The 13,237-nt window shown below is 72.7% G+C and carries 12 protein-coding genes and 1 pseudogene; 5 read left to right on the forward strand and 8 right to left on the reverse strand.

Going from position 1 to position 13,237, the window contains the following annotated elements; translation table 11 throughout:
• The first annotated feature begins 172 nt into the window (after positions 1 to 172).
• Positions 173 to 1,018, forward strand: a complete 846-nt coding sequence (locus tag B072_RS0107015) for a hypothetical protein (protein WP_051127112.1) — start codon at positions 173 to 175, stop codon at positions 1,016 to 1,018.
• A 216-nt stretch (positions 1,019 to 1,234) separates the two neighbouring features.
• On the opposite strand, the gene B072_RS0107020 is transcribed toward B072_RS0107015, so the two are convergent.
• The gene (locus B072_RS0107020) at positions 1,235 to 1,654 is read right to left on the reverse strand and encodes a MarR family winged helix-turn-helix transcriptional regulator (RefSeq protein ID WP_051127120.1); all 420 of its coding nucleotides are present in this window, start codon (positions 1,652 to 1,654) and stop codon (positions 1,235 to 1,237) included.
• Between the two features lie 210 nt (positions 1,655 to 1,864).
• Here B072_RS0107020 and B072_RS0107025 point away from each other — a divergent pair, with 210 nt between their 5' ends.
• Positions 1,865 to 3,352, forward strand: coding sequence for an MFS transporter (locus tag B072_RS0107025; RefSeq protein ID WP_018529232.1), 1,488 nt, complete (start codon positions 1,865 to 1,867; stop codon positions 3,350 to 3,352).
• A gap of 150 nt (positions 3,353 to 3,502) precedes the next feature.
• Here the strand turns inward: B072_RS0107025 and B072_RS0107030 are convergent, their stop codons facing one another.
• Entirely contained in the window at positions 3,503 to 3,979 is a 477-nt protein-coding gene (locus B072_RS0107030) for a GbsR/MarR family transcriptional regulator (protein WP_018529233.1), read from the reverse strand.
• Positions 3,980 to 4,081: 102 nt separating this feature from the next.
• Between B072_RS0107030 and B072_RS0107035 the strand changes: the two genes are divergently transcribed.
• Positions 4,082 to 4,975: an ABC transporter ATP-binding protein gene (locus tag B072_RS0107035; protein ID WP_018529234.1), complete on the forward strand. Its 894-nt coding sequence runs from the start codon at positions 4,082 to 4,084 to the stop codon at positions 4,973 to 4,975.
• Positions 4,972 to 6,579 carry an ABC transporter permease gene (locus B072_RS0107040; RefSeq protein WP_018529235.1) on the forward strand — a complete coding sequence of 536 codons (1,608 nt, stop codon included), beginning with the start codon at positions 4,972 to 4,974 and terminating at the stop codon, positions 6,577 to 6,579. Before B072_RS0107035 ends, B072_RS0107040 begins: the two co-directional genes overlap by 4 nt.
• Positions 6,580 to 6,633: 54 nt before the next feature.
• On the opposite strand, the pseudogene B072_RS42655 reads toward B072_RS0107040, so the two are convergent.
• Positions 6,634 to 7,226: pseudogene (locus tag B072_RS42655) on the reverse strand (Uma2 family endonuclease); the annotation flags it as partial.
• Positions 7,227 to 7,355: 129 nt separating this feature from the next.
• On the opposite strand from B072_RS42655, the gene B072_RS0107050 reads away from it, so the two are divergent.
• The gene (locus tag B072_RS0107050) at positions 7,356 to 7,622 is read left to right on the forward strand and encodes a hypothetical protein (protein WP_026245534.1); all 267 of its coding nucleotides are present in this window, start codon (positions 7,356 to 7,358) and stop codon (positions 7,620 to 7,622) included.
• Here the strand turns inward: B072_RS0107050 and B072_RS0107055 are convergent.
• From B072_RS0107055 to B072_RS0107075, 5 genes are all read right to left on the reverse strand, one after another.
• Positions 7,585 to 8,799, reverse strand: a complete 1,215-nt coding sequence (locus B072_RS0107055) for a cytochrome P450 (RefSeq protein WP_018529237.1) — start codon at positions 8,797 to 8,799, stop codon at positions 7,585 to 7,587. The genes B072_RS0107050 and B072_RS0107055 overlap by 38 nt on opposite strands.
• A gap of 19 nt (positions 8,800 to 8,818) precedes the next feature.
• Entirely contained in the window at positions 8,819 to 9,517 is a 699-nt protein-coding gene (locus B072_RS0107060) for a response regulator (protein WP_018529238.1), read from the reverse strand.
• Complete coding sequence (locus B072_RS0107065; protein WP_018529239.1) at positions 9,514 to 10,851, reverse strand: sensor histidine kinase; 1,338 nt, start codon at positions 10,849 to 10,851, stop codon at positions 9,514 to 9,516. The genes B072_RS0107060 and B072_RS0107065 overlap by 4 nt, the downstream gene beginning before the upstream one ends.
• A 106-nt stretch (positions 10,852 to 10,957) precedes the next feature.
• Complete coding sequence (locus B072_RS0107070) at positions 10,958 to 12,205, reverse strand: acyltransferase family protein (protein ID WP_078506328.1); 1,248 nt, start codon at positions 12,203 to 12,205, stop codon at positions 10,958 to 10,960.
• Positions 12,198 to 13,190 carry an alpha/beta hydrolase gene (locus B072_RS0107075; RefSeq protein ID WP_018529241.1) on the reverse strand — a complete coding sequence of 331 codons (993 nt, stop codon included), beginning with the start codon at positions 13,188 to 13,190 and terminating at the stop codon, positions 12,198 to 12,200. Before B072_RS0107075 ends, B072_RS0107070 begins: the two co-directional genes overlap by 8 nt.
• Positions 13,191 to 13,237 lie beyond the last annotated feature (47 nt).

Here is a 13,237-nt window from a genome sequence, read left to right on the forward strand (position 1 = left end):
CCCCTTCCGGGCGGGGCATGTCCAAGGTCAGGGGCCGGCGCCGCGTCGGTGCGGCGGGCCTTCGTGAGCCTTGGGGTGCCCCGGAATAGACGAAGCCCCTGGCGCAATAGCGCAAGGGGCTCTTGCACAAAGATGCTACCCGAGGAAGCGAGGCAAGGCCGAGGTGGCGGCTTTGGACCATCCATCTGACCGCGCGGACGATGCGAGCGAGGGGCTGTCGCGGCAGCTTCTGGTGATCGTCGATCCCTTCGCCCGGCGCGCGGACGGGGAGTCCGTGCGCATCGCCAAGGATGTGCTGTGTGCGGGCGCGGCGGCCAAGGTGTGCCTGCCGCAGAACCCGGAGGATTTCGCGAAAGCCCTGGCCAAGCGGGGTGCGCGGCGGCCCGTGCTGGTCGGTGACGACCGGGCGCTGCTGCGTGCCGTGTCGCTCCTGCACCGGGAGCGGGAGCTGGCCGGGGCGGTGCTCTCGATGGTGCCGGTGGGATCGTCCGTGTCCCTCGCGCGCTCCCTCGGGGTGCCGGGCGGCACGGTCGCCGCCGCGCGCGCCGCGCTCTACGGGGCGGAGCGCCGGCTCGATCTGCTGGTCGACGACAGCGACGGGGTGGTGCTCGGCGATCTGCGCATCCCGCCGGTCGCGGAGGCCCCGGACGCGTCCCTCGCCCGGCCGTGGCTGCGGACGTGCCGGTCGCTGGTGCGGTCGCTGGCGGCGCGGCCCGTACGGGTGGCTCCGCCGGACTCCGCCGCCCCGGCACGGCTGCGGGTCGAGGCGGACGGGGTGACCCTGGTCGACCTGGACCAGCCGGTGGAGGGGGTCTCGGTGGGACCCACGACCGGGACCGGGCTCGCCCGGGTGGAGGTGCGGTGCCCCTCGGCGGCGCCGCTGACCGTTCAGGCCCGTACGGTCACCGTGACCGGCCAGGACTTCCGCTACCGGGCGGACTCGGTGGCCATCGGCGGCCCGGTCCGCAGACGGACCTGGACCGTGCGCGAGGGGGCGTGGGGGTTGGCGCTGCCTTGATGCGCCCGGGCGCCGTGAGCGGGGTGATGTCCGGTACGCGGCTGCGGGCCGGTGGAGCTTCTCGCGCGGTTCCCCGCGCCCCTGAAGGCATGCGCTGCGCGCCGCCTTCCCCTGGCCGAGCGGAGCTCGCTTCAGGGGCGCGGGGAACCGCGCGCAGCAGGACCACCGGCCCGCAGCCGCGAACACGCCCTCGACCCGCCACGGCGAAAGGGCCCGTCAAGGCCGCGGCCACGGCCTCCCGTCCAGGCGCTCGATGGCATGGTTCAACCGCCGCAGGCTCGCCGCGAAATCGGCGACCTCGTCCGTGCTCCAGTCGTCCAGCAGCCCTTCGAGGATGCCGAGATACCGGGCCCGGTCGTCGTCGAGGGACTTCTCGCCCTCCTGCGTGATCCGGAACTTGCGGGCGATCCCGCCGTCCGGGTCCGGGATCCGCTCGACGAGCCCCGCGCGCTTCATCGCCGCGGTCTGCCGGTTGAGCGTCGACGCGTCGAGCCCGGTCGCGTCGCTGAGCTGGCCGATCGACATCGGGCCGACGAGCTGGATGCGGGTGAGCAGGATGTAGGCGCTGCGGTCGAGATGCCAGTCGGCGGGTCTGGAGCGCGAGCCGAAGAGATAGCCGTGCCGGCCGAGCAGCATGGTCTCGAACTCGACCTGGCGCGTGGTCTCGTCCTTGCCCGCACCGTCACTCACCGCGTTCACCTTTCTCGTACTCCCTGCCCAGCAGGTATATCACGGGCGATGTGCACCATACATATGTTGTGCATTATGCACATCGACTGTACGGTGCACATGCCCGCCGTGCAGGAACCAGCAGGAATCCGCAAGAACTAAGGAGCACCGTCAGCCATGGAAGCCACCAAGCCCGGAAGCGCGGGTCCGACGGACTCGGCCGGCTCCGGGCGGATCGTCGCCGTCCTCGCCTTCGGCGGCATCGTCGCCTCGGTCATGCAGACCCTGGTCGTGCCGCTGCTCGGTGAGCTGCCGTCGATCCTCGACACCTCCGCGTCGAACGCGACCTGGGTGGTCACCGTCACCCTGCTCGCCGCCGCCGTGGCCACGCCGATCATGGGCCGCCTCGGCGACCTGTACGGCAAGCGGCGGATGCTGCTGATATCGACCGTGCCGCTGATCGCGGGATCGATCGTCGCCGCGCTCTCCACGAACCTGACGATGATGATCGTCGGGCGCGGGCTCCAGGGCATGGGCGTCGGCCTCGTGCCGCTCGGCATCAGCCTGCTGCGCGACCTCGTACCGCCGGAGAAGCTCGGCACCTCGATCGCCCTGATGAGCGCCTCGCTCGGCATCGGCGGCGCGCTCGGCCTGCCGTTCGCCTCCGCCGTCGCGGACTACGGCAGCTGGCGGGTGCTGTTCTGGGTGTCGGCCGGCCTCAGCGCCGCCATCGCCGTGCTCTACAAGGTCGTGATCCCCGACACCGAGCGGCGCCGCGAGGACGCGGGCGGCTTCGACTACGCGGGCGCCGTCGGCCTGGGCATCGGGCTCGTGGCCCTGCTGCTGGCCGTGTCCAAGGGCGCGGACTGGGGCTGGGGCAGCGGCACGACGCTCGGCCTGTTCGCCGTCGCGGTCGTCGTCCTGCTCGGCTGGGGCGTGTGGGAGCTGCGCACGAAGCAGCCGATGGTGGATCTGCGGACCACGGCCCGGCCGCAGGTGCTGCTGACCAACGCGGCCTCGGTCGTCGTCGGCTTCGCGATGTACGCCTCGTCGCTGATCGTGCCGCAGCTGCTCCAGCTCCCGAAGGAGACGGGCTACGGGCTCGGCCAGTCGATGATGGCGATGGGCCTGTGGATGATGCCCGGCGGCCTGATGATGATGATCGTGGCACCGCTCGGCGGAAAGCTCACCGGCAAGCAGGGGCCGAAGGTGACCCTGCTCCTCGGCAGCGTCGTCATCGCGATCGGCTACGGCATCTCGGTCTTCCTGATGGGCGCCGCCTGGCAGTTGACGGTCGTCATGTGCGTGATCACCGCCGGTGTCGGGCTCGCGTACGGGGCCATGCCCGCGCTGATCATGGGTGGCGTACCGCAGTCGGAGACCGCGGCGGCCAACAGCTTCAACACGCTGATGCGCTCCATCGGCACCTCGGCGTCGTCCGCGGTGATCGGTGTCGTGCTGTCCCAGATGACGGTGACGCTGGGCGGATACGTGCTGCCGTCCGAGGACGCGTTCCGCACCGGGATGCTCATCGGCTGCGGGGTCGCGGTGGCGGCCGCGCTGATCACGCTGACGATCCCGTACCGCAAGGCGATGACGCCCGCGGCGCCGGAGCCGGGCCCGACGCAGGAGCAGGCCCCGCAGGCCGGAGCCGCACAGGCCTGACCGGGCTGTACACGGTTCCCCGCGCTCCTGATCCGCGTCTGCCCCATGACCGTTCCGTTGTGACCTGCGGGCCGGTGGGGCTTCTCGCGCAGTTCCCCGTGCCCCTGGAAGCGAGCTCCGCTCGCCCCGGAGCGCGGGGCTGTGGCGGGATCAGTCCAGCCCCAGCGTCTTGCGGTGCTCCCGCCAGCGCTCCATGAGTCCGCCCAGCTCGGTCTGGACGAACTCGAAGAACGCCAGGGTCTCGGCGAGGCGCCGCCCCGCCGGGGTGTCGGGGCCGAGGCTCTCGACGCCCTCCGTCAGCGAGTCGACCCAGCGCTTCATGACGCTGTCCCGGCTGGCGAGCGCCTCGTACCACTGGTTGCCGTGCACCCGGAACAGGTCGCGCCGGGTGCCGGGATCGCGCTCGCGCGTGACCATGTGGACCTGCGTCAGATAGCGCACCGCGCCGGACACCGCCGCCGGGCTCACCTGCAGCCGCTCCCCCAGCTCCGCCGCGGTGAGCGCGCCGTGCTCGGAGGAGAGCAGCGCCGCGAAGACGCGGGCGGGCATCCGGGGCAGACCGGCCTCGACGAGCTGGCCCGCGAACCGCTCCACGAAGCGTGCTGTGTCCTTGCTGCCGCCGGCCATGTACCGATCATCTCCCTCGCGCTCTCCGGCCCCCGTCGCGTCCCCGAGTTTATACGCTTCCTTAACTTCACAAATTTGTGAAGCGCGCGTAGCTTCAGAATCATGACGAACGCCATCACGGTCTCCGGACTGCACAAGTCGTTCGGCCGGACGCACGCTCTCGACGGCCTCGACCTGGACGTCGCGAGCGGCGAGGTGCACGGCTTCCTCGGGCCGAACGGCGCGGGCAAGTCGACCACCATCCGCGTCCTGCTCGGACTGCTGCGCGCCGACTCCGGTGCCGTGCGGATGCTCGGCCGCGACCCCTGGGCCGACGCCGTGGAACTGCACCGCAAGGTCGCGTACGTACCCGGTGACGTGACCCTGTGGCGCAACCTCAGCGGGGGCGAGGTCATCGATCTGTACGGGCGGCTGAGGGGCGGCCTCGACACGCGGCGCAGGGCGGACCTGATCGAGCGGTTCGAGCTCGACCCGACCAAGAAGGGCCGCACGTACTCCAAGGGCAACCGGCAGAAGGTCGCCCTCGTCGCCGCCTTCGCCGCGGCCGACGTCGAGCTGCTCATCCTCGACGAGCCCACCTCCGGTCTCGACCCGCTGATGGAGGAGGTCTTCCAGTCGTACGTGGAGGAGGCCGCCCGGGAGCGCGGACAGACGGTGCTGCTGTCGTCCCACATCCTCAGCGAGGTCGAGGAGCTGTGCGACCGGGTCTCCATCATCAGGAAGGGGCGGACCGTCGAGAGCGGGTCCCTCGCCCAGCTGCGGCACCTGACCCGGACCAGCGTGACCGCCGAACTCGTGGGCGCGCCCAACGGGTTGGCGTCCCTGCCGGGGGTGCACGGCCTGGACGTACAGGGGCACCGGGTCAGGCTCCAGGTCGACACGGACAAGATCGACGGGGTGCTGCGGTCGCTGACCGAGTCGGGGGTGCGGTCGCTGACCAGCACCCCGCCCACCCTGGAGGAGCTGTTCCTGCGGCACTACCAGGAGGAGCGATGAGCACCGTCGCGCTGAACGGCGGGAGCCGTCAACTCGCCGCCACCGGTACCCTGTTGAAGCTCGCGCTGCGGCGCGACCGGCTGATGCTCCCGCTCTGGGTCTACCTCGTCGCGCTGACCGTCGTCTCCATGCCGAAGACGCTGAGGAGCATGTACGCCACCGCCGCCGAACGCGCCGACGTGCTGACCACGATGCGCGCCAACGGCTCGCTGCGCGCCCTGTACGGCCCGGCCCTCGACGACTCGCTCGGCGGGCTCACCGTGTGGCGCGTCGGCGCGTACGCGGGCCTGTTCGCGGCGGCGATGAGCCTCCTGATCGTCGTACGGCACACCCGCGACGAGGAGGAGAGCGGGCGCCAGGAGATGGTGTCCGCCGCGATGGTGGGACGGCGGGCGCCGCTGACCTCCGCGCTGCTCGCGGCGCTCGTCGCCAATGCCGCCGTCGCCGTGATCATCGCGGCCGGCCTGGCGGTGACGGCCGACGGGGGCGTCGCGGGCGCGCTCGCGCTCGGCCTCGCGACCGCCGGCACGGGGATGGTGTTCGCGACGCTGGCGGCGATCGTCGCCCAGTTCACCGAGAGCGCGCGGCTCGCCCGGGGGCTGAGCGCGGGCCTGCTGGGCGCGGCCTTCGTGCTGCGGGCGGCCGGCGACGCGGGCACCGCTGACGGCTCGTCCGTGCTGACCTGGCTCTCCCCCATCGGCTGGCTGGAGAACACCCGCGCCTACGCCGGTGAACGCTGGTGGGTGCTGCTGCTGTTCGCGGCGGCCGTGCTCGCCCAGGGCGCGGTGGCGTACGTGCTGGCCGGCCGGCGCGATGTCGGCATGAGCTTCTGGCCGACCCGGCCGGGGCCCGCGCGGGGCCGGCTCGGCTCGGCGGGCGCGCTGGCGTGGCGGCTGCAGCGCGGCAGTGTCGTCGGCTGGTGCCTGGCGTTCCTCGCGTCGGGCGCGATGCTCGGCGGGGTGACGAACGGGGCGACGGATCTCGTCGGCGACAACGCGAACACCCGCGAGATCATCGAGCGGATGGGCGGGCAGTCCGGGCTCACCGACGCGTTCCTCGCCGGGATGGTCGGCATGCTCGGGATGGTGGCCGCGCTGTACGTCGTCCAGTCGGTCCTGCGGATGCACGCGGAGGAGACCTCGCAGCGCGCCGAGCCGGTGCTGTCCGGCGCGGTGGGCCGACTGCGCTGGGCCGCGGGCCACTTGACCCTCGCGTTCGGGGGCGCGGTGCTCGTCATGCTGGCAGGCGGACTCGGCCTGGCCGCGGGCTACGGGCACGATCTCGGGCCGGTCCTGGGCGCCTGCCTGGTCCAGCTCCCCGCCGTCTGGACGCTCGGCGCGGTGGCGGTGCTGCTCTACGGCCTCGCGCCGGGCGCCGCGGTGGGCGGCGGCTGGGGGGTCGCGGGCGCGGCGCTGCTGCTCGGCTGGATCGGCCCGGCGCTGAAGCTGTCGCAGGCGGTGATGGACCTGTCCCCGTTCGGACATCTGCCGAAGCTGCCGGGCGGGGAGATGGCGTGGGGCCCGGTCCTGGTGCTGTGTGCGCTGGCGGCGGCGCTGGTGGGGGCGGGCCTGGCCGGGCTGCGGCGTCGCGACCTGTCCAACTGACCCGTATCCGCGACACGTTGGGGCGCACCCCGGAAGGGCGGCGCCCGGACGTCGGCGGGCGTACCGCTTGAGCTGTTCCGTGTCCAGCTCGATCCCCACCGGGTCGGGAAGGGTGACGGGCTCGCCGCAGCGCGCGATGCGGATGTCCCGGTAGCCGGACTGCTCCGGGTCCGGCTTGCTGTGCACCGTCACCGAACCGGCGTCCCGGTCGACCAGCAAGTACACCGGGATGTTCGCCTCCGCGTAGGCGGCGGGCTTCTCCACCCGGTCCCTGGCGTGCGCGTCGGAGTCGTACGACGTCACTTCGAGCGTCATCAGGACGCCCTCGGTGTCCGCCCAGTTGCCGTCGTGGCCGATGAAATGGTCGATCGGGGCCAGGACCCCGTCGGGCTCCGCCCGTCCCTTGCGATACGTCTCGACCTTCAGCCCCTGAGTGGGGTTGAGGTCCAGTTCGGTCGCGCCCGCATGCACTGGCGAATCAGCCACATGACGAGTGCGCCGCGCTGACCGTCCGTCACGCACTTGATCCCGATCCGTCCGTCGATGAACTCCAACCTGACGGCCTCGGTCTCCCTGGCGGAGAACGCGGCGATCTTCTCGAACTCCTCGACCGACATCTGGGCTGTGCGCTCTGCCATAACCGTCATGGCGCCCTCCCTCTCAGGCGTGCACCACCGTGTACGGGCATCTGAGCAGCGTGTGCCGGGTTCGGGGGCCACTCATCCGTGTGCGTGATCACGGAACCCCGAAGAAAGGGTTCCGCGTCTGTTACGGGCATGGGCCAACGCACACAAGCCGCCGTCGGCTGCCTCACCGCGCTCGCCGGGCTCGGTGCCGGGTGCGTCGTGTGGAGCGAGGTGGTCGCCGAGGGGCGGATCCACCGGTTCGAGACGGGCCCCGACTGGCGGGTGTTCTACCTCGGGCTGCCCGTCTGCCTCGGCGGCGGGATCGTCCTCGGCACGCTCGCCGGGGTCCTGCTGCACCGGCTGGTCAGGACCCGGCCGTTCACAGCTCGACGGTCAGGGCCTCCAGACCGCGGATGACGAAGTTCGGCTTGCGGACCGGTTCGGCGGCGAGCCGCAGCGTCGGCGCCTGCGTGAGCAACGCCCGCATGGACGCGGCCAGTTCGAGCCGGGCGAGCGGCGCGCCGATGCAGTAGTGGATGCCCGCGGAGAAGGAGATGTGCGGGTTGTCGGCGCGGGTCAGGTCGAGGCGGGCCGGGTCGGTGAAGACGGCCGGGTCGTGGTTGGCGGAGCCGAAGAGGAGGGCCACCTCCGAGCCGCGCGGGATCGTGGTGCCCGCGATCTCGATGTCCTCCAGGACCCAGCGCTCGAAGAGCTGGAGCGGGGTGTCGTGGCGCATCAACTCCTCGACCGCGGACGGCACGAGGGAGTGGTCGGCGCGCAGGGCGGCCAGTTGCTCCGGGTGCCGGAAGAGCGCGGCCCAGCCGTTCACCGTGGAGTTGACGGTGGCCTCGTGGCCCGCGTTCAGGAGCAGCACGCAGGTCGAGATCATCTCCTGTTCGGTGAGGCGGTCGCCGTCGTCGTGGGCCGTGATGAGACCGGAGACGAGATCGTCGCCGGGATCGGCGCGCCGCTCCGCTATCAACTCGCGTAGATACTCGGTGAATTCGACCGAGGCCCGGACGGCGGCGCGGGCGACGTCCTCCGGCGGGTTCAGCTCGTACATCCCGCAGATCGCCGCCGACCAGGGCCGCAGCGGTTCCCGGTCGGCCTCGGGGACGCCGAGCATCTCGGCGATGACGGCGACGGGGAGCGGCTCGGCGACCCGGGTGAGGAGGTCGCCGCCGCCGTCCGCGACGAGGGACGCCACCAGATCCGACGCCAGCTTCTCCACGTACGGCTGGAGCCGCTGCACCGTGCGCGGCGTGAACGCCTTGGAGACCAGCCGGCGGATGCGGGTGTGGTCCGGCGGCTCCAGGTCGAGCATGCCGTGGTCGTTGAGGGTGTGGAACGGCTCGTGCTCCGGCGGCGGCGCGGTGCGGCCGAAGTCCTCGTGCGTGTACCGGTGTTGGTAGGTGCGGCCCAGGCGCCGGTCCCGCAGGAGGGCCGAGACGTCGGCGTGGTGCGGGATCAGATACTGGCGCGTGGGCTCGTACCAGTGGACGCGGCCGGCCTCGCGCAGGGCCGCGTACGCGGGGTACGGATCGGCGAGGAAGGCCGGGGACCAGGGGTCGAACGAGATGTCAGTCGCTTTCATGCGGGGACGTTAGTCCTGGTCACCCCGGTGTGACCAGACGTGCCTCGTACGCGAACACGGCCGCCTGCGTGCGGTCGCGCAGCCCCAGCTTCACCAGGACCCGGCTGACATGGGTCTTGATCGTCGACTCGGCGACGACGAGCCGCTCGGCGATCTCCGCGTTGGACAGGCCCTGCGCGATGAGGACGAGCACCTCGGTCTCACGGTCGGTGAGTTCGCCGAACGCGGCGGCCCCCGGCGAAGCCGCTGATTGATACTGCTGCACGGCGGGCAGCTTCGGGATCTCGGACAGCTTCGAGAACTCGGTGATCAGGCGGCGCGTGACGGACGGCGCGAGCAGTGCCTCGCCGGAGGCCACCACCCTTACGCCGTCGGCGAGTTGGCGGGCCGAGGCGTCCTTCAGGAGGAACCCGGACGCTCCGGCGCGCAGCGCCTGGTACACGTACTCGTCGAGGTCGAACGTCGTCAGGACGAGGACCTTCGCGCCGGAGTCGGCCGCTTCCGAGGCGACGATCTCGCGGGTGGCCTCGATGCCGTTCAGCTCGGGCATGCGGATGTCCATCAGGACGACGTCGGGGCTCAGTTCGCGGACCTTGGCGACCGCCTCGACGCCGTTGACGGCCTCGCCGACGACCTCGATGTCGGGCATGGCGTTCAGCAGGACCGAGAAGCCCTCGCGGACCATCATCTGGTCGTCGGCGATCAGGACCCTGATCATGCGTCGGCCTCCGGCGCGGGGTGTTCGGTCGCGGGGTGCTCCACGGCGACCGGGATGAAGACCGCGACCTCGTAGCCGCCGTCCGCGCTCGCGCCGGCCGTCATCTCACCGCTGAGCATGGTGACGCGCTCGCGCATGCCGGTGATGCCGTGTCCGGCGCCGGGGGACGGCTTCAGCAGACCGGTGGCCGGACCGTTGACGACCCTGAGTCCGAGCCCGCCGAGCACGTACGACACCTCGACCGCGGCGTCGGCGCCGGGCGCGTGACGCAGCGTGTTGCTGAGCGCCTCCTGCACGATCCGGTACGCCGACAGCTCGACGCCCGGCGGCAGTTCACGGACCGCGCCGGTGACGGCCTTGGTGACGGTCAGTCCTGCTTCCCGCACGTTCTCCAGGAGTTTACCGAGGTCGGCGAGCGTGGGCTGCGGGGCGTCGGGCGCCTCGTAATCCTCGGCCCGTACGACGCCCAGGACCCGGCGCAGTTCGGTGAGCGCCGCCACCGCGTTCTCCCGGATCGTGACGAACGCCTGCTCCAGCTCGGGCGGCGGGTTCTCGACGCGGTAGGGCGCCGCCTCCGCCTGGATCGCGACGACCGACATGTGGTGGGCGACGACGTCGTGCAGCTCGCGGGCGATCGTCGTGCGCTCCTCGAGGAGGGTCCGCTTGTCGCGCTCCACCGCGGTGACGGTGCGCTCCTCGACGACCTGGCGGCGGGTCGCGCGGTTGACCTGGCCCAGGGTGACGAGGGCGAGCGCGATACCGGAGAACAGCGCCATCGGGAGGGCGTCGCCGTCGTACCAGCCGCCGAGGACCTCACCGACCAACAGTCCGTACACCCCGCTCAGGACCCACATCCACCCCGCCGTACGCGGCCGGGTACGAGCGGTCACGATCACCATCACGACCGTGTGCCCCACGATGCTGCCGGCCGCCCACGGGTAGAGCCCGCTGTTGTTCGCCACCGCGAGGAAGGGGGCGACCGCGAGCGAGAGCCACCAGGCGAGGACCGGCCGCACCAGGGTGAGAGCCACGGGCACCGCCACGAGCAGCCCCGCCACCAGGGACAAGAACTCGTCGCCGAGGGACGTCGCGCCGACGGCCAGCGTGATCAGGGCCAGCGCGATCACGACGACGTGCGGCCCGACCTCCAGCTCCTTGCGTATCCGCTCCGGGAACAGCTGGGCCAGCGGCCCGTCCGTGGCCGCCCGGGGCAGCGGGCGGTACGCCCGCACGTCCCGGAACAGGTCCGCGCGCAGCCCGCGCAGCGCCGACTGCACGAGGCTGAACTCGGGGCTGCGCTCTCTGGGCGGCATGGTGGTGGTCGTCTCGGTCATGCCACGACGGTACGGTCCCCGGGTATCGCGGGTCGTCCCCAGGGAGACGGGTTGTACGGATCCGCCCTGAGTACTACGCGTCCGCGGCCTCGGGGTGCGGTGCGTCTTACGGGTGCGGCCCGGTGGGGCTTCTCGCGCCCCGCGGCGGAGCCGCTGACGGAGACAGCCCCGCGCCCCTGAACGGCCTGCGGCCTTCAGGGGAAGCTGCGCGAGAAGCCCCACCCCGCCCACCCCCGTGCTCGTACGCGAAGAACGCCGCGCCGCACACCGCGAGGCCGAGTCCGAACGCCGGCAGCCAAGCCACCCGCGCCGCGACCCAGGCCGGCGAGTCCGGCGCCGTGTGCAGGCCGGGCAGACGGCCGGCGAGCAGGCCCGCCGCCGTCACCGCCATCAGCGCCGTCTGGTGCCAGAGGAAGACGGTCATCGCGGAGAGGTTGGCGAGGGCGACCGCCGCCCAGGCCGCGGGACGGCGCGTCCACCGGCGCAGCGGGTCGAGCAGCAGCAGGGCCAGGCCGCACTGGGCGAGGCCGAAGGCGACCGCGGCGAGGGTGGGCGGGTTCAGGTTCGACATCGTCGCGCCGGGCACGCCGACCATCGACGCCGGGTACCCCGCGAAGAGGATCAGGCCGGCCGTCGCCACGGCCCCGCCGGTGAGCAGCGCCCATCCCGCGCGCCGGGTCGGTTCGCCCCGGGTCCAGGCCGCGCCGAGCGTGTACGGGACGAGCCAGCCCGCCGCCACGTTCACCCAGCCCAGTCGGGCCGGGCCGCCGAACCCGAACCGTATGAGGTCGACGTGCAGGACGACCGCGACCGGCCACAGCGGGTTGAGCCGTGCCACCAGCGGGGTCGCGGCGGTGAGTCCCACGAGGACCAGCAGGAACCACATCGGGGACAGCGCCGGTTTCCCCAGGGTGTGGACGGTGGCGAAGGGGACCCCGGCGAGGAGCATGCCGCCCGCCGCCACCGCCCACAGCGTCAGGACCGCCGTGACCGGCCGGAACAGACGGCCGAGCCGGGCCCGCAGCCACCGCCCGTACGTGTCGCCGCGCGCCCGCGCCGCCGCGTAGCTCTTCGTCGCCACGTGCCCGCCCACCAGGAAGAACACGGCGAGGGTCTGGAAGAGCCAGGAGACCGGGGCGAGCCACGGCATGTCCTGGAGCGGGCTCGCGGTGTGCAGGGTGCCGTCGTCGCCGGGCACCAGGGCCGTGACGAACCAGTGCCCGAGGACGACCCCGCAGATCGCGAGGGCGCGCAGCGCGTCGACCGCCCGGTCCCGGCGCGCGGGCGTGGTCGCGTCGACGCGGCGGACGAACGACCGTGCGGGAGCCATGAGTTCGGCCATGGGTTCAGCCATGGGTGGTCTCCGTGATGTCGGCGGAGCGGCCCAGGACGATCCGGGCGAGGTTGTCGAGGGAGGGGGAGCCGGGTCTGAAGTAGTCGCTGTGGCCGCCGTCACCCGCGGCGAAGACGTGCGCGCCGAACGCCGCGGCGACCGGGTCGGTGCCGAAGCCGACGGTGGTGCCGAAGACGTCGGCCTTCGTGTGCGGTACGTCGGCGATCCAGTCGTCGGCCCCGCGCCCCGCCCACACGGTCGCGCCGGTGCGCAGGTCCGCCACGCTGCCGGCTCCGGTCCCCGGGCTGCCGACCAGGGCCAGGTCGGAGACGGCGGCGGTCCCGGTGAGACCGGGGGCGGCGCTCGCGCACACCACCGTCCCGTACGAGTGGCAGACAAGGGAGACGGAGACGTGCGGGCCGCCGGGTGCTCCTGCGGGTACGGCGGCTATGGTCCGCAACTGCCGTACGAATGCGACGAGTTCGGGGGCGGCGCTCTCGGCCCGCCCCGTCGTGGCGACCGCCGGGCTGACCGTCCCCGGCGTCTCGTACCCGAGCCAGGCCACCACCGCGGTCCGCCCGTCGAGCTTCTCGCGCAGGGCGAGGGCGCCCGCGCGGAACCGGTCGTACGTGTCGAGGGAGGTGTCCGAGCCGGGTACCAGGACGGCGATCCGGTCGGCGTGCGCGAGGTCGCCGAACACCTCGGCGGCCCGGCCCTGCCCGCGCGGGTCGAGCGTCAGGAACGTACGCCCGCCGGACGCCATGTCGCGCAGTTCACGGGCCCGTGCGGTGTCGCCGTGGTCCGCGGCCATCCCGGCGGCCCGCTCCGCCGTCGCCCGGTTCGCCGCGTACGCCGCGTCCAGGGAGGCCGCCGTGACCGTGCCGAGCCGCGCGGGCGGCGGAGCCGGGATCACGGGGTGGGCGGCGGCCGACAGCGGCACGACGAGGGCACCCGTCACGATCGCGGCGAGCGCCGTGCGGCGCACCCGTCCCGTCCAGCGACCCATGACCCGCTCCCTCCCGCGGCGCCCGGTCGGCGCCGCTGGAAAGGAAG

Source organism: Streptomyces sp. HmicA12 (assembly GCF_000373565.1).
Lineage (GTDB): Bacteria > Actinomycetota > Actinomycetes > Streptomycetales > Streptomycetaceae > Streptomyces.